This is a genomic window from Falsiroseomonas frigidaquae, assembly GCF_012163145.1.
GTDB lineage: Bacteria > Pseudomonadota > Alphaproteobacteria > Acetobacterales > Acetobacteraceae > Falsiroseomonas > Falsiroseomonas frigidaquae.
In genome coordinates, this window is the sequence record NZ_JAAVTX010000007.1 from 374551 (window position 1) to 392382 (window position 17832).

Consider the following 17832-nt stretch of genomic DNA (forward strand, 5'->3'; position numbering starts at 1 on the left):
ACAAACTTCGGTTCCGCGCGAAACACAACTTATCGCCAACTGCGGCATGATGTCGTGATGCTCCATCTTGCCCGTTCCGCCGCAGACTTGCCGGCGGCAGAGCTCGCCGCCTTGCAGGCGGAGGCGCTGGCGAATCTCGCCGGTCCCTTCGCGCTGTTCGCCGCGGACGGGCGCCTGGTCTCCGCCAATGAAGGCCTACGCCGCCTGCTGCCGGCTGCCATGCGCGCGGCGGTGCCGGAGGCGCTGGACGACCTGCTCGCCGCCATCGGCGGTGGCGCGGCGGAGCTGAACCCGGATATCGCCGATGCGGCCAGCCCCGCCGCCTGGCTGCCCGGGCCGGGCGCCGCTGAGCGCAGCCGCGACTGGCTGACCGAGGGCGGCGCCTGGTTCCGCATCCATCTGCGCCGCATGGCGCGCGGCTTCGTGCTGTCCGCCACCGAAGTCACCGACTTCAAGCGGCAGGAGGCGGAGCTGTCCGCCGCGCAGACGGTGCTGCAGACCGTCTTCGACCACATGACCGATGGCGTGGTGATGTGGGATGCCGAGATGCGACTGCAGTTCTGGAACCGCGAGACGCTGCGCGTCGGCGAGTTCCCGGCGCATATGGCGATCAAGGGCTGCAACGTGCTCGACGTCATGCGCTACCAGGACCGGCGCGGCGAATTCGGCCCTCCGCCCAAGGATGAGGCGGAGCTGGAGGCGCGGGTCGCCCAGCGCGCGGCGCTGCTGAACCGCCCGGGCGGCATCTCCTATATCCGCCAGACCCCCTCCGGCATGTGGCTGGAGGTGAAGACGGTGCCGGTGGAGCGCGGCGGCGCCGTGCTGATGTACCGCGACATCACCAGCCTGAAGCAGCGGGAGGAGGAACTCGCCGCGGCGCGGTCCATGTACCAGCTGATCCTCGACAGCATGACCGACGGCGTCGTGCTGATGGACCGCGACCTGACCTTCCGCCTGGGCAACCGGGCCGCGATCCGCATGTTCGACATGCCGCCCGAGCTCGGCACGCCTGGCGCCTCCGCCATGGAGGCGATGCGCCACCGGCTGCGGCGTGGCGATTTCGGCCCGGTGCCGGAAGACCCGGCGGAATTCGAGGCGCTGGTCGAATCGCGCCTGGTGCTGGCGCGGGAGCCGGGGACGGCGGCGCAACTCGTGCGCGGCGCCCGTGGCGAATGGATCGAGGCTTCCTCCGTCGCCACGCCGGATGGCGGCACGCTGGTGATCTACCGCGACATCTCCGCCCTGAAGGGCCGCGAGGAGGAACTCCAGGCCGCGCGTGCGACGCATGAGCTGGTGCTGGGCCGGATGAATGACGGGCTGGTGCTGTGGGGCCCGGACCTGCGCGTGCGGCTGCTGAACCGCCAGCTCGCCGGCTTCTACGACATACCGGAGAAGCTGACGCATCCAGGCGCCGATGGCCGCGATATCCTGCGCATGATGCTCCGCCGCGGCGACTACGGGCCGCCGCCGGCGGAAGGCGCGGCGCTGGAGGCGGCGGTGGCGCAGCGGGTGCAGGCCATCCTGAACCCGACCTGCGAATCCGACATCCGGCTTGCCCCCTCCGGCGCCTGGGTCGAGATCACGCGGCAGAAACTGCCGGATGGCTCCGTGCTGTCCACCTACCGGAACGTGTCCCGCCTCCAGGCGCGGGAGGCGGAGCTGCGCCAGGCGCGGGACAGCGCCCGCGCGGCCGAGGCCGCGCTCTCCGCCACCATCGAGAATATGAGCCAGGGGCTGGTGATGTTCTCGCCGGACCGCAAGGTGCAGGTCATCAACCGCCGCGCCGTGGAATTGCTGCGCCTGCCACCGGAACTGACGCGCGAAGGCACGCCGCTGGAGCACATCACCGCCTGGCAGCTCGGCAGTGGCGAGTATGAGAGCACCGCGGAAGCGACCGAGAGCGCCCAGGCCGTGGTTGCCGGCGGGCCGCTGCCGGAGGGGCATTTCGAACGCCGCCGCCGCGACGGCTCGGTGCTGGAGGTGGAGTCGATCCGCCTGCCGGATGGCCGCAGCGTCCGCACGCTGACCGATGTGACGGAACGCCGGCGGCAGGAGGAAGCGCTGGCCGCGGCGCGCGACGAGGCCCGCGCCACCGGCGGTGCGCTGGCCGCCACGATCGAGCATATGAGCCAGGGCCTGGTGATGGTCGGCCCCGATCGCCGGGTGCGGGTGATGAACCGCCGCGCGGCGGAAATCCTCGCCCTGCCGCCGCATCTGGCGCGGCCCGGCGTGCCCTTCGGCGACCTGGTCGCCTTCCAGGCGGCGCGCGGCGACTATGAGGGGTCGCAGCACCGGCAGGAGGAAGCCCGTCGCGCCATCGCCGGGGAGGCGCTGGGTGAGGAACGCTACGAACGCGCCCGCCGCGACGGCACCGTGGTGGAGGTGCATGCGCGGAACATGGAGGATGGCGGCGCGGTCCGCACCTACATGGACATCACCGAGCGCAAGCGCGTGGAACAGGCCCTCGCCGCCGCACGGGATGCGGCGGAGGGGGCGAACCGCGCCAAATCCGCCTTCCTGGCGGCGATGAGCCATGAGATCCGCACGCCGATGAACGGCGTGCTCGGCATGATCGAGGTGCTGGAACGCACCCCGCCCGGCCCGGCGCAGGACCGCTGCGTGGCGGTGATTCGCGAAAGCGCCGGATCTCTGCTGCGGATCATCGACGACCTGCTCGATTTCTCGAAGATCGAGGCCGGGCGGATGGAGCTGGAGACCCTGCCCTTCTCGCTGCGCGGGCTGGTGGAAGGCGCGGTGGACACGCTGACGGTGGAGGCCAAGCGCCGCGGCCTGCTGCTGTTCGCCGACCCGATGGGGCCGGAGACGCCGCAATCGCCGGATCTGGTCTCCGGTGATCCGGTGCGGGTGCGGCAGATCCTGTTCAACCTGGTCGGCAACGCCATCAAGTTCACCGATGTCGGCTTCGTCCGGCTGCGTGCCTCGGCCAGCCTGAGCGGCACCTCCGCGCTGGTGTCCCTGATGGTGGAGGACAGCGGAGTCGGCATGACGCAGGAGCAGATCGGCCGCCTGTTCCAGCCCTTCGCCCAGGCCGATACCTCCACCACGCGCCGCTTCGGCGGCACCGGGCTTGGCCTGTCCATCGTGCGCCGGCTGGCACAGTTGATGGGCGGCGACGTGACGGTGGAGAGCACGCCCGGGCGCGGCAGCCGCTTCTCCGTGACGCTGCGGCTCGGGCTGGTGGCCTCGGCGGATGCGCTGCCGGCGGTGGAACCGGCGCCGGTGCTGGAACACGCCACCACGCGGACGGAAACGCCGCGGCTGCTGGTGGTGGACGACCATCCGGTGAACCGGGAAGTACTGGCGCGGCAGCTGGAACTGCTGGGCTGCGAGGCCGACATGGCCGCCGATGGCGCCCAGGGCCTGGCGCTGTGGCGCACCCGCCGGCACAAGCTGGTACTGGTGGACCTGCACATGCCGGTGATGGATGGCCTGGACATGTCGCGTGCCATCCGGCGCGACGAGGCCGTCACCCCCGGCCTGCCGCGCACGGCACTGATCGCGGTGACCGCCAATGCGCTGAAGGGCGAGGATGAGCGCTGCTACGCGGCGGGAATGGACGCCTTCCTGGCCAAGCCGCTGGCGCTGGACCTGCTGTCGCGCACCCTGGCGCGTTTTCTGCCGAACCAGGCGCCGCAGGGCGCGCAGCCGGGCCCGCCGCCCGCCGAGATCGCACCGCTATTCGACCCGGAGGCGCTGCGCAGCCTGTTCGGCGCGGACCCCAAGCGCCTGGCGGGCCTGCTGGCCAGCTTCCGGGACGGGGTGAAGCGGGATGTGGAGGCGGTGGCGGCGGCGCTGGCCGGCGGCGACCTGCCGGGCACGGCGGCGGCAGCGCACCGGCTGAAGGGCGCGGCCCGCATGGCGGGCGCAAGGCCGCTGGCGGATATGCTGTCGGCGGTGGAGACGGCCGCGCGGGACGGTGACGCGAGGGCTGCGTCGGAGGCTGCGACCGGCCTGCCCGGGCTGGCGGAGCGAACGCTGGCGGCTGTGCAGGCTGCCGGCTGACGCTTCAGGCGGCGCGCCGAAGCTGCCGCGGCAACTTCAATTGCGAGTCATTCGCAATTGAAGTCAGTCGCAATCGCAACCGTCCGTCTCGGTCTGCATCCCCTGCACCACGTGATGGTCGATCCATTCAGAAACCAGGCGGCGCGCCTCGGTCACCGAGGATTCGGGGTGGTGGATGCGGTACAGCGTGGTGCAGGCGGTGAAGGCCGCCATGTCCGCGTTGCCGCCATCGCGCAATTCGCGATAGGCGGTGACGACGGCCCGCTCGCAGCGTCGGGCGATGTAGCTGAATTCGCGACCCATGAGCACTCCCGTCTTCCCGCTCGGCGGGGATGCGAAGTAGTTGAGAATGGTTCTCAACTGGTATCCGAGTTATACGACGGGTTTGCCACTCGGTTCAAGTGACGCGGTGCATCATTCGGGCCCGCGGCTTCGATCAGGCCCCGACTCCGCCCGCAATTCGGGGCGGAATCGGGGGTGTTTGCTGTCCTCAGCCCCTCGCCACCGCCTCCGCCAGCGCCTTGCCCACATCCACGGTGCCGGCATTGCCGCCCATGTCGCGGGTGCGCGGGCCGCCCTCGGCCAGCAGGGTCTCGATCGCCTTGACGATGCAATCGGCCGCGGCCTTCTCGCCCAGGTGCTCCAGCATCATCGCGCCGGACCAGATCTGGCCGATCGGGTTGCAGATCCACTTGCCCGCGATGTCCGGTGCGCTGCCATGCACCGGCTCGAACATGCTCGGGAATTTCTTCTCCGGGTTGATGTTGGCCGACGGCGCGATGCCGATGGAGCCAGCGACCGCCGGGCCGAGGTCCGACAGGATGTCGCCGAACAGGTTGGAGCCCACCACCACGTCGAACCAGTCCGGGTGCTGCACGAAATGGGCGCAGAGGATGTCGATGTGGAACTGGTCCGTGGTCACGCCCGGGTAGTTCTTCGCCATCTCGGCGAAGCGCTCGTCCCAATAGGGCATGGTGAAGGTGATGCCGTTGGACTTGGTGGCGCTGGTCAGCTTCCGGCGCGGGCGGGTCATCGCCAGCTCGAAGGCGTATTTCAGCACGCGGTCCACGCCGACACGGGTGAAGACGCTGTCCTGGGTGACGAATTCCCGCTCGGTGCCCGGGAACATCTTGCCGCCGGTGGAGGAGTATTCGCCCTCGGTATTCTCGCGCACCACGTAGAAATCGATATCCGCCGGGCCGCGATCGGCCAGCGGCGTGCGGGCGCCGGGCATCAGCTTGCAGGGGCGCAGCGAGATGTACTGGTCGAAGCCGCGGCGGATCGGGATCAGCAGGCCCCAGAGCGAGACATGGTCCGGCACGCCCGGCCAGCCCACCGCGCCGAGGAACACGCTGTCCGACTTCGCCAGCTGGTCCAGCCCGTCATCCGGCATCATCTTGCCGGTCTGGGCATAGGTCTCGCAGGACCAGTCGTAATGGCTGAGTTCCAGGTCGAAGCCGAAGCGCCGCGCGGCGGCATCCAGCACGCGCAGGCCCTCCGGCACCGTTTCCTTGCCGATTCCATCGCCGGGCAGCACGGCGATTCGGTGGGTTTTACGTGACATGGGCGGGCCTCCGGGCAATTCGGGCCGACACTGCCGCCGCCGGGGCTGCGCGGCAAGCGGCGCCCGGGGAGGAAATCCTAGCGGGCCGGCCCCGCGCCGCAGCGATTTCGCAGCCGCCCGCCATCGGCCACGGCCAGTGCGACCAGGATCTCGTCCGGCCGCGGCGCATCGGCGAGGAACACCGTGATCGTGTCGAAATGCGCAAAGGACCAGGGATCATCCTTGTGCCCCAGCGGCAGGTCGAGCGGCGTTCCGGCTGCCGCGACCTTGACGTTGGAGGGGATGACCGCCGCCCCGCCCCCGATGGCGGCGCGCATCGGCCTGCCGAGGCGCGGATGGATGCAGGCGCCGCCATGCTCCATCTCCCCCGCCACGCCGACCACCGCCCCCTTGCCATAGGACACCGCGGGTCCGGACAGCATCCGCACCAGGTCGGGCATCAGCCGTTCGGCGAGTTGGGCGCCGATCTCCCACAGCGGCGTCAGGTCCTCGGCGAACCGGCCTGCAAACGGGTTCTGGACCACCGCCAGGCCGGCGGCGCGGATCACCGGCCGCTCCGCCTCCGCCCCGAGTTCGGAGCGCAGTTCCTCGCGGATCATCTGCAGCTTGCGGATGTTGAGCATTGGCTCTCCTCTGGCGCGGGCATGATGACGCTGGCGATCATGGCCGGGAAGCTTGCGCGCGCCGGGCGGCTCAGGCGAAGCGGCGGCGCAGCGCGGTGAGTGCGGCCACCACCAGCCCGGCCGCCAGCACCCCATGCGCAGGTCGCAGCCCCGCGCCGGGGTCCAGGTTGGCCGCCAGGATGCGTGCGGCGGGCAGGTTGGTGGTGGCGGCGTACCAGCCCCATTCCAGCCCCGCCGCGCCGAGCGCCGCCACCACCGCCAGGCCCGCCAGCGCCAGCCCAAGCGCCCGCGCCCAGCCCGGCAGCAGCCGCCAGCCCATCAGCCACAGGAAGATCCCGGCCAGCACCACCGCCGAATCGGCGCGCGACTTGGCCTGGAGAAAAGCGTGGAAGATCCCGAGTGCCGCCAGGACATAGACGCCCTTGTGAAGCCGCTTCCAGCGCCGCCCGAGCCGCCGCTGCCAGCCATCGGTGGAGGTCCAGCCCAGCACCGCCAGCCCCAGCAGCACGCCAAAGCCGAGCGTCAGGTAGAAGCGCAGCACAATCTCGCTGGCCACCTCGGCCAGGTTCCAGGCCATGTGGCCGGTGTAGAGCACCAGGTGCAGCAGCGCGTAGCCCAGCGCCACAAGCCCCAGCATCCGCCGCAGCGTCACCGCCTTCGGCCAATCGGCCATGTAGCGCAGCGGCGTCACCGCCAGGCTGACCAGCAGCAGCCGCATGGCATGGGTCCCGGCCTCCCGCGTCGCCGCCTTCCAGGGCTCGGCGCCCAACTCGCCGGCGGCCAGCAGCGCCAGCAGCACCAGGCCGGGGGACAGGGCCGCGACCAGCACAGAGGTGCGGAGCCAGCAGAAGCGCCGGGCGCGGTCGAGCCAGGGCCAGGGAATCGGGTTCGGGGCGCGGAGGGTGGTGCTGCTCATGGCCAGGGCTTCGTCGCCAAGGCGCCGGCGGTTTCGCGTCATAGCCAGCCGCGTGCCAGGATTTCCGCGGCCACCCGGCCCACCTCGTCCAGCGCAGGACGATTGAAGGGGGCCGGCGCCTGGGCCAGCGGCCGGGCCTGGCCGGCGGCGTAGAGGCTTTCGTGCAGCGCCCGGTGGCGCGGCCCCTCATCGCCAAGCGAGGCGACGAAGACCGGGGCCGCCGTCATCAGCGCCTCCGACAGCATGGAGACGCTGTCGCCACTGACCACCACCAGATCGGCCCAGGCCAGGAAGCCGAGATAGGGATTTTCGCCATCTCCACCCCAGCGGTGCAGGTGGTGCGGCACGGCGGTGAGTGACTGGGCCAGCGCATCCGTCGCGGCGGCCCCGGTGCGGCGGCTGGCGCTGGCCATGACGCTGCCGGCGAAGCCCGCCACCTGCGCGCCCAGCGCAGCGGCAAGCCCGGGTGCCAGCCCCTCCCCCCGCACCGGCCCGCCGAGCAGCAGCGCCACACGCGGCCCGGGCAGCGCCGCCAGCGTCGCCCATTCGGTGCGCGAGGCGGCCAGCTTCGCCGCCGTCACCCGATGTGCCGCGCCGAGGATCGGCAGCACATCGGGCGCCGCGCGCGGCCGGTCGTGGCGGCCAATGATCGAAAGATCGAAGCGGCCGAAGGCGCGCATGCAGTTCACGGTGCGGGCGCCGCGCGCGCCCAGCCAGCGCGCCACCGGCCCCGCCCGCCGCCCGGCGGAGATCACCAGGCGCGGCCAGGGCGGCTGGAAAGCGGCACGCGTCGCCGGGGTAAGCCCGGCCAGCGTGGGAAGGGGCAGCGGCAGCCGCGCCCATGCCCCCCATTCCAGGGGCACAACCCGATGCGCGACCGGCAGCCGTTCCGCGATGCCCAGTGCCTGCGCCGCCGTACCGGCGCGCGGATCCGCCAGCACCCAGACGGGCGCTTCCTCAGCCCGCATGGACGCCGCCGCGCCGCAGGGCTACCAACGGGCGATCGCCCGCGCAGAGGACTCTGAAACAATGGCCATCCCGCACGCCTCCGACTGGGACCGCGACGCCGCTCTCACCACCGCGCGGATCCTGCTGGAGATCAAGGCGGTGAATTTCCGGCCGGAGGAGCCCTATACCTTCACCTCGGGCTGGAAGAGCCCGGTCTATATCGACTGCCGCAAGATCATCTCCTTCCCCCGCGCCCGCAACCGCATCTGCGACCTGGCGGTGCAGAAGATCGGCCGGCATATCGGCTATGAGAGCATCGACGTGGTGGTGGGCGGCGAAACCGCCGGCATCCCCTTCGGCGCCTGGATCGCCGACCGCATGATGGCGCCAATGGCCTATGTGCGGAAGAAGCCCAAGGGTTTCGGCCGCAATGCGCAGATCGAGGGCGAGGTGCCGGTCGGCCAGCGCACCCTGCTGGTGGAGGACCTGACCACCGACGGCGCCAGCAAGATCCGCTTCGCCAATGCGCTGCGCGAGGCCGGCACCATCTGCGACCACACCTTCGTGGTCTTCTACTACGGCGTCTTCCCCGGCAGCTTCGAGCAGATGAAGGCCATGGGCCTGAACCTGCACCACCTCTGCACCTGGTGGGACGTGCTGGAAGTCTGCCGCGAACGCCCCTACTTCTCGGAAGCCGCGCTGAAGGAAGTGCGCAAGTTCCTGGAGGATCCGGTGAGCTGGTCCGGCGCGCATGGCGGCATCGGGTCGCTGGCCGAGGCGAAGCCGAAGGACGGCAGCGAGTAGGACGGAGGCGGCGAGCAGATGGTGCGGATCAGCGTGGATTTGCCGGAGGAGGTGGCGGCGGCGCTCCAGGCGGCTGCCAGGGCGCTGCAATCCACGCCGGAAACGCTGGCCGCCGCCGCCATACGCGACCGGGTCGCCGATCAGGCAGCACTCGAGGCAGAGTTGGCGCAGGCCGAGGTGGAACTGGAAGCCGGCCTCGGCGTGCCGCATGACGAGGTGATGCAGGAGATGCACGCCTGGGCCGCAGGCATCCGAGCCCGCCACGCCGGCCGGTGAAGCCGGCTTCGTGAGGCTTATCTGGATGCCAGTGGCCCTGCGCCACCTGAGGGAGGCGCGTGAAATCATTGCGCTGGACAATCCTGCTGCGGCCGATGCGCTGGTCGCAGCCCCGATGCGCAGGGCGGAGCTTCTCGCGCGTTTTCCCCAGGCCGGTCGTTCGCATGTCGGAACGCGCCGCATCATGGCGCTGCCGCCAACGCCCTACAGTCTGATCTACCGTGCCCACCTCGACCGCATCGCGATTCCCGCCGTCTGGCATGGAGCCCGCCAATGGCCGTCCGCTGGCTGACCCTCGCTCTCCTCGCCCTCGCCGCCCCTGCCCTGGCGCAGCCGGTGCGCGAAAGCCTGACCATCGGCATCACGCAATATCCTGCGACCTTCCACCCCAACATCGAATCCATGGCGGCGAAATCCTACATCGCCGGCTTCACCCGCCGCCCGCTGACGGCGCGGGACGCGGATTGGAACCTGACCTGCCTCGGCTGCGTCACCGTGCCGACGCTGGAGAACGGGCTGGCCGTTCTGGAACAGACGCCGGACGGCAAAGCCGGCATCCGGGTCACCTGGGAGCTGCGCGAGGGCTGGGCCTGGGGCGATGGAACGCCCGTCACGGCGGAAGACCTGCTATTCGCCTGGCAGGCCGGGCGGGACTTCTCCACCGGCTTCGGCGGCAGCGAATTCTACCGCCGCGCCTATGAGGCGATCGTCGAGGGGCCACGCCGCATCACGCTGCGCTTCGACCAGGTGACCTTCGAATACGGCGCCTCCGGCGACTGGGTGCCGCTGCCTGCTCATGTCGAGCGCGCCCGCTGGGAAGCCGAGCCCCGCAGCTACCGCACCCGCAGCGCCTATGAGACGGAGCCCACCAACCCCGCCCTCTGGAACGGCCCGTACCGCGTCACCGCCACCACCCCCGGCACCGGCGTGACGCTGGAGCGCAACGCGCATTGGTCGGGCCCCACCCCCGCCTTCCGGCGCATCCAGATCCGCACCATCGAGAACACTGCGGCGCTGGAGGCACAGCTGCTGGCCGGGCAGCTCGACATGGTGGCGGGGGAGCTGGGCCTGCCGCTGGAACAGGTCTCGGCGCTGGAGCGTCGCGCGCGCGGCCGCTTCCGCTTCGAATACAAGCCGGGCCTGATCTACGAGCATCTGGACCTGATGCTGGACAACCCGGTGCTGGCCGACCGCCGCGTGCGCCAGGCGCTGATCCTGGCCACCGACCGCGCCCAGATCGTCGCGCGCCTCTATGAGAACCGCCAGCCCGTCGCCCATACCACCGTCAACCCGCTGGACGGCATGCATGACGATGCCGTCCGCCAATGGCCCTTCGACCCGGCCCGCGCGGCAGCCCTGCTGGCGGAGGCCGGCTGGACCCCCGGCCCGGACGGCATCCGCCGCAACGCCGCGGGCGATCGCCTGACGCTGGAGCTGATGACCACCGCCGGCAACCGGTCCCGCGAGCAGGTGCAGCAGGTGATCCAGGGCATGTGGCGCCAGGCCGGCATCGAGGCGCGCATCCGCAACGAGCCGCCGCGTGTCTTCTTCGGCGAGACCGTCTCCCGCCGCCGCTTCACCGGCGCGGCGCTGTTCGCCTGGATCAGCAGCCCGGAGAATGTGCCGCGCACCACGCTGCATTCCGCCGAGATCCCCACTGCCGAGCGCAACTGGTCCGGCCAGAACTACACCGGCTTCCGCAATACGGAGATGGATGCGCTGCTGGAGGCCCTGCCCATCGAGCTGGACCGCGAGCGCCGCCGCGCGCTGTGGCACCGGCTGCAGGCGATCTATGCGGAGGAGCTGCCGGCGATCCCGCTCTGGTTCCGATCCGACGCGCATGTCTGGCCGCTGTGGCTGGAGGGGGTGCGGCCGACCGGGCACCTCAACGCGTCCTCGAACTGGGTGGAGCAGTGGCGGGTGGCGCGCTGATGCTGGACCACGTCTCCATCGCCATCGGGGCGCTGGACCGCGCCGCGCCCTTCTATGATGCGGTGATGCAGGCGCTGGGAGTGCCCTGCGTCTGGCGGGAAGACAGCGCGATCGGCTACGGCGCGCGCGATGCGGCCGGCTACCTGACCATCCGCGCCGGCACCGCCCCCGCAGGCCCCGGCTGCCACTGGGCTTTTCGCGCGCCCGACCGCGCCGCGGTGCGCGCCTTCCATGCGGCCGGGCTGGCCGCGGGCGGGCAGGATGACGGCGCGCCAGGGCTGCGGCCGCACTACCACCCAGACTACTACGCCGCCTTCCTGCGCGACCCCGCCGGCAACCGCATCGAGGCCGTCTGCCACCAGGCCGAGGCATGATTCGCCTGCTGGCGGGCCGCCTGCTGCAGATCGCGGTGACGCTGGCGCTGCTGTCGCTGGCGATGTTCCTGCTGATCGGCCTGATGCCGGGCGACCCGATCGACCTGGCGATCGCCGGCGACCCGCGGCTGACGGCGGAGGATGCGGCGCGGCTGCGCGCGCTGCACGGCTTGGATCAGCCGCTTCTCACGCGCTACCTGGCTTGGGCCGCCGCGCTGCTGCGGGGTGAGTTCGGTTATTCGCGGCTGTTTGCGCAGCCGGTGGCGCAGATCATCGGGCCGGCGCTGGGCTCCACTCTGGTGCTGCTGGGGGCGGCGGTGGCGGTCTCGGCGCTGATCGGGCTTTCGCTCGGCGCGCTGGCTGCGATGCGGCCGCGTTTGGCGCCCTTTGCCGATGCCATCGCGATTCTGGGACAGTCGGCGCCCAGCTTCTGGCTCGGCATCCTGCTGATCATCGTCTTCGCCGTGACGCTGGGCTGGCTGCCGGCCGGTGGGTCGGCGGAAGCAGGCGGGTGGGAGGCGCTGCGCTTCCTGGTGCTGCCGGTGGCGACGCTGGCGATGGCGAACCTCGCGGCCTATGCGCGGCACAGCGCGGCGGAGCTGACGCAGGTGCTGCGCGCGCCATGGATCACCGCCGCCCGCGCCCGTGGCGTCGGCGAGATGCGCCTGCTGCTGCGCCACGCCGCGCCGAATGCCGCCGTCCCGGTGCTGCAGGTGGCGGCGCTGGATGCCGGCAGCCTGGTGGGCGGCGCGCTGATCACGGAGACGCTGTTCGCGCGGCCGGGCATGGGCAAGCTGATCTACGATGCTGTGATGGGCAACGACACGAACCTGGCACTGGTGGCGCTGCTGCTGGTGGCGCTGGTGACCATGCTGGCGACGCTGGCGGCGGATCTCGGGCAAAGGGCGCTGGACCCGCGCCTGGCATGAGGGGCGTCGCGCTGCTCCCTCCCCCCTCAAAGGGGGGAGGGTCGGGGTGGGGGGTCGGCGCGCGCGTACCGATTCGTCGCGCCCCCCCCACCCCGACCAGCCTTAGGCGTCGCGGCAGTGCCGCAACCCCCCGCAAGCGGGGGAGGGAGCGCCCATGAGGCTCCGACTGGGCATTCTCCTGCTCGGCCTTCTGGCGGCGGGCGGGCTGGCCGCGCCATGGGTGGCGGGCTGGCTCGGGCTCGATCCCTTCGCGCCGGACCTGTTCAACCGCTTCGCCCCCGCCTCCGCCACCAATCCGCTCGGCACGGATGATCTCGGGCGCGACGTGCTGCTGCGGCTGCTGGAAGGCGCGCGGGTTTCGCTGGCCGTGGGCGTGGCGACGGCGCTCGCGGCGACCCTGCTCGGCACCAGCATCGGGCTGCTGGCGGCCTGGCGCGGTGGCGTTGTGGATGCGGTGCTGATGCGGCTGGCGGATGGGCTGCTCGCGCTGCCGGCCCTGCCGGTGCTGGTGGTGCTGGCGGCCGCCGATACCGGGCGGATCGGCCTGCCGCGCGGGGAAGCCGCCTCCGACATTGTCCGGATCGTCGCCATCCTGTCCGTCTTCGGCTGGGTCGGCGTGGCGCGGCTGGCGCGCGCGGCGGCACTCTCCGTGCTCGCGCGGGATTATGTGCGGGCGGCCCGCGCGCTCGGCGCCGGGGAGGGCCGCGTGCTCGCCCGCCACGTGCTGCCCAATATCGCCGGGCCGATTGCCATCGCCGCCGCGCTGACCGTGGCGGGCGCCATCCTGGCCGAAAGCACGCTGAGCTTCCTGGGCCTCGGCATCGCGCCCCCGGCGGCGAGCTGGGGCAATATGCTGGCGAATGCGCAGGATCTGGTGTTCAGCGCGCCCTGGGTCGCGGTCTGGCCGGGGCTTGCCATCCTTGCCGCGGTGGCAGGCTGCACGCTGGTGGCGGACGGGCTGCGGCGGTAAGGTTTTCGCAAATCGAGGGAAAAGCCATGGCCATCGGTGCGGACCGTATCCTGACCACCCATACCGGCAGCCTGCCGCGCCCGCGCGCCCTCACCCGCCTGCACGCCCGCCGTGCCCGCGGCGAGCAGGTGGATGCGGCGGAGCTGGAGGCCGCGGCGCAGGCGGCGGTGGCCGCCATCGTGCCGAAGCAGATCGCCGCCGGCATCGACATCCCCAACAATGGCGAGCAGGGCCGCGAATCCTTCGTGCTGTATCTGCGCGACCGGCTAACCGGGCTGGGCGGCGAAAGCCTGCGCGGCGGCTGGCAGGACATCGACGCCTATCCGGAATTCAAGGCCGACCTCCAGGCCGCCAATGCGGGCAAGGAGACGGCGAGCATGACGGCGAACCTGCCCGCCGCGGTGGATGATGTGCGCTACATCGGCGACGCGGCGATGGGCGCCGAATGTGCCGAATTCGCTCGCGCTTTGGCGCCCGCCAAGGGACAGTATCGGGAGGCCTTCCTCGCCGCCCCCTCCCCCGGCATCGTCGCCGCCGTGGTGCAGAACCAGCACTACGATACCGAGGAAGCCTATCTGGCGGCGCTGGCCACGGCGCTGCGCCAGGAATACCGGGCGATCCTCGACGCCGGCTTCCTGCTGCAGCTGGATTGCCCGGACCTCGCGCTGGAACGCCACGCCTCCTACCAGGACCGGCCGCTGTCGGATTTCATCGGCTTCTGCGAGCGCGTGGTCACCGCCATCAACCGCGCGATCGAGGATCTGCCGAAAGACCGCATCCGCCTGCATGTCTGCTGGGGCAATTACGAGGGCCCGCATGATGCCGACGTGCCGCTGGCCGATATCCTGCCCACCATCCTGCAGGCCCGGGTGGGCGGCTTCGTGCTGCCCTTCGCCAATCCGCGCCACGCGCATGAGCACCGGCTGTTCCGCAAGCACCCCTTGGCGGAGGACCAGATCCTGGTCGCCGGCGTGATCGACACGCTGACCAATTTTGTCGAGCACCCGGAGGTGGTGGCCGAACGGCTGCAGCGGATCGCGGAGAGCCTCGGCGACCCGAAGCGCCTGCTCGCCGGCACCGATTGCGGCTTCGATACCGCCGCCGGCCGCGGCCGGGTTTCCTCCGACGTCGTCTGGGCGAAGCTCCGCAGCATGGCCGATGGCGCGCGCCTGGCCACCGAAAGGCTGCGCCCCTGATGTGCTGGCTCTGCACCATCCGCCGCCCGAAGCCCCTACCAAAACCAAGGCCGAAACCGGCCGAGCCTGTGCCGGCCAAGCCAATGAAGGAGAGAAACGCCATGCTCCGCCGATTCCTGTTGGGTGCCGCAGCCGCGCTGCTGGCCGCCGCACCCGCCTTCGCCCAACCGGCCGCCTGGCCGGGCAACCGGCAGGTCCGCATCCTCATCACCTACCCGCCCGGCGGCACCAGCGACTTCGTCGCGCGGCTGCTGGCGCAAAGGCTGGGCGAGCAGACCGGCGGGAATTTCGTGGTGGACAACCGCTCCGGCGGCGGCGGCATCATCGGCTGGACCAATGTGGTGCGCTCGGCCAATGACGGCACGACGCTGCTGCTGACCGACAATTCGCTGGCCACCGCGCCGCCGCTGTATCCGAATCTCGGCTTCGACGTGCGGACGGACTTCACGCCGATCTCGCTGATGGTGGACTACCCGACCGTCTTCGTGGTGCCCGGCAATGCCCCCGCCCGCACGCTGCGCGACTATATCGAGGCGGCGCGCGGCCAGCCGGCGGATGCGAATTTCTACGGCTCCATGGGCTCCGGCTCCTCGCCGCATCTCTATACGGAATACCTGCAGGACATCACGAACATCCGGCTGACCCATGTGCCCTATCGCGGCATGGGTCCGGCCTTCCTCGACCTGATGGCCGGGCGTGTCGGCCTGCTGATCGCGGCGCCGCCCACCGTGCTGGGCGCGGTGCGGGACGGCAGGGCGCGGGCGATCGCCATCGGCACCACGGGTGGGCGGATTCCCGCCTTGCCGGATGTGCCGACGGCGAAGGAGCTCGGCTACGACTTCACCTATTCCTTCTGGTACGGGCTGCTCGGCCCGCGCGGAATGGACCCGGTGCTGGTCGCGCAGATCCGCGGCGAGGTGAACAAGGTGCTCGCCAACCCCGAGGTGCGGGATCGTTTCGTGCAGCAGGGCGCGACGCCGGTGGCGGGCGATGGCGCGGCGCTGGCGGCGGTGATGGAAAGCGACCTGGCGCGGTGGAGCGCCGTGGTGCGGGAGAAGGGAATTACGGTGCAGTAAAAGGCGTTTCCTCGGTGGCGTCCGGCGTCATCGATCCGTCATTCAACTGACGAATGCCTGTTGCCTTGGCGAGTCTAAGCTTGGTCACCAAGCAACTCGCCAGGACAGCAACATGCCGGACGATCTCCGCCACGTGGACTATGATCTCGAGGCGGGTGACGAGGTGCCCTCCAACACCTCCGCCAACCCGCGCTTCACCGACATCGCCGAGGCCCGGCTGGGCCGTCGTGGCATGCTGGTGGGTGGCCTCGGTGCCGCCATCAGCGGCTTCATCGGCGCCGGCCGCCCGGCTGCTGCCCAAGGTAGCAGCCAGGGTGGCGCCCAGGCCGCGAGCCAGGGTCCGGTCATCGGCTTCAAGCCCGTGCCGATCAGCGCCAACGACACCGTGGTGGTGCCGGAGGGCTATTCGGTCCAGGTGATGATCCCGCAGGGCACGCCGCTGAGCGGCCAGCCCGCCGGCAAGACCCCCGCCGAGATGACCGCCGCCGAACAGGGCATGGCGATCGGCGCGCACCATGACGGCATGCACTTCTTCCCGATCGAGGGCCGCCACCCAGAGCAGGGCAGCAGCACCGATGGCCTGCTCGTGCTGAACCACGAATACATCGAGCCGCGCACGATGCATGCCCGCGCGAAAGGCATGTCCATCGGCAGCGGCCGCATGCCGGTGACGGATGACCGTCGTGAGGCGGAGGAGGTGCAGAAGGAGATCAACGCCCATGGCGTCTCCATCGTGCGCGTCGCCCGCCAGGCGGATGGCAAATGGGCGGTGGTGGCCGACCCGCGCAGCCGCCGCATCACCGCCGCCACGCCGACGGAGATCGCCGGCCCTGTGCGCGGCCATGCGCTGGTCCGCACCAAGTACAGCCCGGACGGCACCCGCGTGCGCGGCACACTCAACAACTGCGCGCATGGCTACACGCCCTGGAACACCTACCTGACCTGCGAGGAGAACTGGGCGGGCTACTTCCGCAACCTCGACCAGCAGGACCAGAAGCCGAACCTGCCGCGCGAACAGGCCCGCTACGGCGTGCCGACCGGCCAGGGCCGCTACAACTGGGACCAGGCGGCGAATGGCGCGGATGAGTTCATCCGCTTCAACGTCTCCTCGACCGGCGCCGATGCCACGCAGGACTACCGCAACGAGGTGAATGCCTTCGGCTGGATCGTCGAGATCGATCCCTTCAACCCGGGCGCCATGCCGGCGAAGCGCACCGCGCTCGGCCGCTTCGCGCATGAGGGCATCGTCTTCGCCCCGGCCCGCGAGGGCCAGCCGGTGGTCGCCTATTCGGGCGACGATTCGCGCTTCGAATACATCTACAAATTCGTCTCCGCCCGCCCCTTCAACCGTGCCACGGCCAACGGCGCGCTGCTGGATGAGGGCACGCTGTACGCCGCGAAGTTCAACGCGGATGGCAGCGGCGAGTGGCTGCCGCTGGTGCATGGCCAGGGCCCGCTGACCGCGGCCAATGGCTTCGCCGACCAGGGGGAGGTTCTGGTGAACACCCGCCTGGCCGCCGATGCGGTCGGCGCCACCAAGATGGACCGGCCGGAATGGGGCGCCGTCGATCCGCGCGACGGGCGGGTGTACTTCACCCTGACCAACAACACCCGCCGCACCGAGGCGCAGGTGGACCCGGCCAACCCGCGCGCCCGCAACCAGTTCGGCCAGATCATCCGCTGGCGCGAGGCGAATGACGACCACGCCGCCACCCGCTTCGCCTGGGACCTGTTCCTGATCGCCGGCCCCGAGGACAGCAGCCGCATCGCCGGCAATGCCTCGGTGAACGCCGACAACATGCTGGCCTGCCCGGATGGCCTGTGGTTCGACGCGGATAGCCGCCTGTGGATCCAGACCGATATCGGCGAGAGCGAACAGCTCAAGGGCGACCTCGCCCCCTTCGGCAACAACCAGATGCTCTGCGCCAACCCGATCACCGGCGAGATGCGGCGCTTCCTGACCGGCCCGAACGGCCAGGAGATCACCGGCGTGGTCACCACGCCGGACCGGCGCACGATGTTCGTGAACGTCCAGCATCCGGGCGCCACCACCAGCCCCGCGGATTGGGCGGCGGGCAAGCCCAATACCAGCTTCCCGAATGGCAGCGGCGTGCCGCTTTCGGCCACGCTGGTGATCACGAAGAACGACGGCGGCATCATCGGCACCTGAAGCCGCCACCAAGGCGGAGGCACCTGGACAA

16 protein-coding genes are annotated in these 17832 nt (G+C 70.9%); 11 read left to right on the top strand and 5 right to left on the bottom strand.

The features are described 5' to 3' along the window. Positions 1-57: 57 nt before the first annotated feature. Positions 58-4023 carry a PAS-domain containing protein gene (locus HB662_RS24440; protein WP_168053779.1) on the top strand — a complete coding sequence of 1322 codons (3966 nt, stop codon included), beginning with the start codon at positions 58-60 and terminating at the stop codon, positions 4021-4023. Positions 4024-4086: 63 nt separating this feature from the next. Here the strand turns inward: HB662_RS24440 and HB662_RS24445 are convergent, their stop codons facing one another. From HB662_RS24445 to HB662_RS24465, 5 genes are all read right to left on the bottom strand, one after another. Then, positions 4087-4326 (bottom strand): hypothetical protein, encoded by a 240-nt coding sequence (locus HB662_RS24445; RefSeq protein WP_168053781.1) that lies wholly within the window; start codon positions 4324-4326, stop codon positions 4087-4089. A 187-nt stretch (positions 4327-4513) separates the two neighbouring features. Continuing rightward, positions 4514-5587 (bottom strand): tartrate dehydrogenase, encoded by a 1074-nt coding sequence (locus HB662_RS24450; RefSeq protein WP_168053783.1) that lies wholly within the window; start codon positions 5585-5587, stop codon positions 4514-4516. 77 nt (positions 5588-5664) lie between these two features. Further along, on the bottom strand, positions 5665-6210 hold the full coding sequence (locus HB662_RS24455; RefSeq protein WP_168053785.1) for an amino acid synthesis family protein: 546 nt from the start codon (positions 6208-6210) through the stop codon (positions 5665-5667). Positions 6211-6280: 70 nt separating this feature from the next. Next, positions 6281-7126 (bottom strand): protein-methionine-sulfoxide reductase heme-binding subunit MsrQ, encoded by an 846-nt coding sequence (locus HB662_RS24460; RefSeq protein ID WP_168053787.1) that lies wholly within the window; start codon positions 7124-7126, stop codon positions 6281-6283. A gap of 38 nt (positions 7127-7164) precedes the next feature. After that, positions 7165-8094, bottom strand: a complete 930-nt coding sequence (locus HB662_RS24465; protein ID WP_168053789.1) for a mitochondrial fission ELM1 family protein — start codon at positions 8092-8094, stop codon at positions 7165-7167. Positions 8095-8155: 61 nt separating this feature from the next. Here HB662_RS24465 and HB662_RS24470 point away from each other — a divergent pair, with 61 nt between their 5' ends. From HB662_RS24470 to HB662_RS24515, 10 genes are all read left to right on the top strand, one after another. After that, a complete protein-coding gene (locus tag HB662_RS24470; RefSeq protein WP_168053791.1) occupies positions 8156-8878 on the top strand; it encodes an orotate phosphoribosyltransferase in 723 nt (240 codons plus the stop codon). Between the two features lie 18 nt (positions 8879-8896). Beyond that, on the top strand, positions 8897-9154 hold the full coding sequence (locus HB662_RS24475; protein WP_168053793.1) for a hypothetical protein: 258 nt from the start codon (positions 8897-8899) through the stop codon (positions 9152-9154). Positions 9155-9179: 25 nt separating this feature from the next. After that, a complete protein-coding gene (locus tag HB662_RS24480; protein WP_168053795.1) occupies positions 9180-9446 on the top strand; it encodes a type II toxin-antitoxin system RelE/ParE family toxin in 267 nt (88 codons plus the stop codon). Continuing rightward, positions 9428-11086, top strand: coding sequence for a peptide ABC transporter substrate-binding protein (locus tag HB662_RS24485; RefSeq protein WP_168053797.1), 1659 nt, complete (start codon positions 9428-9430; stop codon positions 11084-11086). Before HB662_RS24480 ends, HB662_RS24485 begins: the two co-directional genes overlap by 19 nt. Further along, positions 11086-11460 (top strand): VOC family protein, encoded by a 375-nt coding sequence (locus tag HB662_RS24490; protein WP_168053799.1) that lies wholly within the window; start codon positions 11086-11088, stop codon positions 11458-11460. Before HB662_RS24485 ends, HB662_RS24490 begins: the two co-directional genes overlap by 1 nt. Continuing rightward, positions 11457-12389: an ABC transporter permease gene (locus HB662_RS24495; RefSeq protein ID WP_168053801.1), complete on the top strand. Its 933-nt coding sequence runs from the start codon at positions 11457-11459 to the stop codon at positions 12387-12389. The genes HB662_RS24490 and HB662_RS24495 overlap by 4 nt, the downstream gene beginning before the upstream one ends. Before the next feature lie 154 nt (positions 12390-12543). Continuing rightward, the gene (locus tag HB662_RS24500) at positions 12544-13359 is read left to right on the top strand and encodes an ABC transporter permease (RefSeq protein ID WP_168053803.1); all 816 of its coding nucleotides are present in this window, start codon (positions 12544-12546) and stop codon (positions 13357-13359) included. A gap of 26 nt (positions 13360-13385) precedes the next feature. Continuing rightward, the gene (locus HB662_RS24505) at positions 13386-14555 is read left to right on the top strand and encodes a cobalamin-independent methionine synthase II family protein (protein ID WP_168053805.1); all 1170 of its coding nucleotides are present in this window, start codon (positions 13386-13388) and stop codon (positions 14553-14555) included. A 101-nt stretch (positions 14556-14656) separates the two neighbouring features. Continuing rightward, positions 14657-15631: a Bug family tripartite tricarboxylate transporter substrate binding protein gene (locus HB662_RS24510; protein WP_168053807.1), complete on the top strand. Its 975-nt coding sequence runs from the start codon at positions 14657-14659 to the stop codon at positions 15629-15631. A 112-nt stretch (positions 15632-15743) separates the two neighbouring features. Then, positions 15744-17801 (top strand): PhoX family protein, encoded by a 2058-nt coding sequence (locus HB662_RS24515; protein WP_168053809.1) that lies wholly within the window; start codon positions 15744-15746, stop codon positions 17799-17801. The last annotated feature ends 31 nt before the right edge of the window (positions 17802-17832 follow it).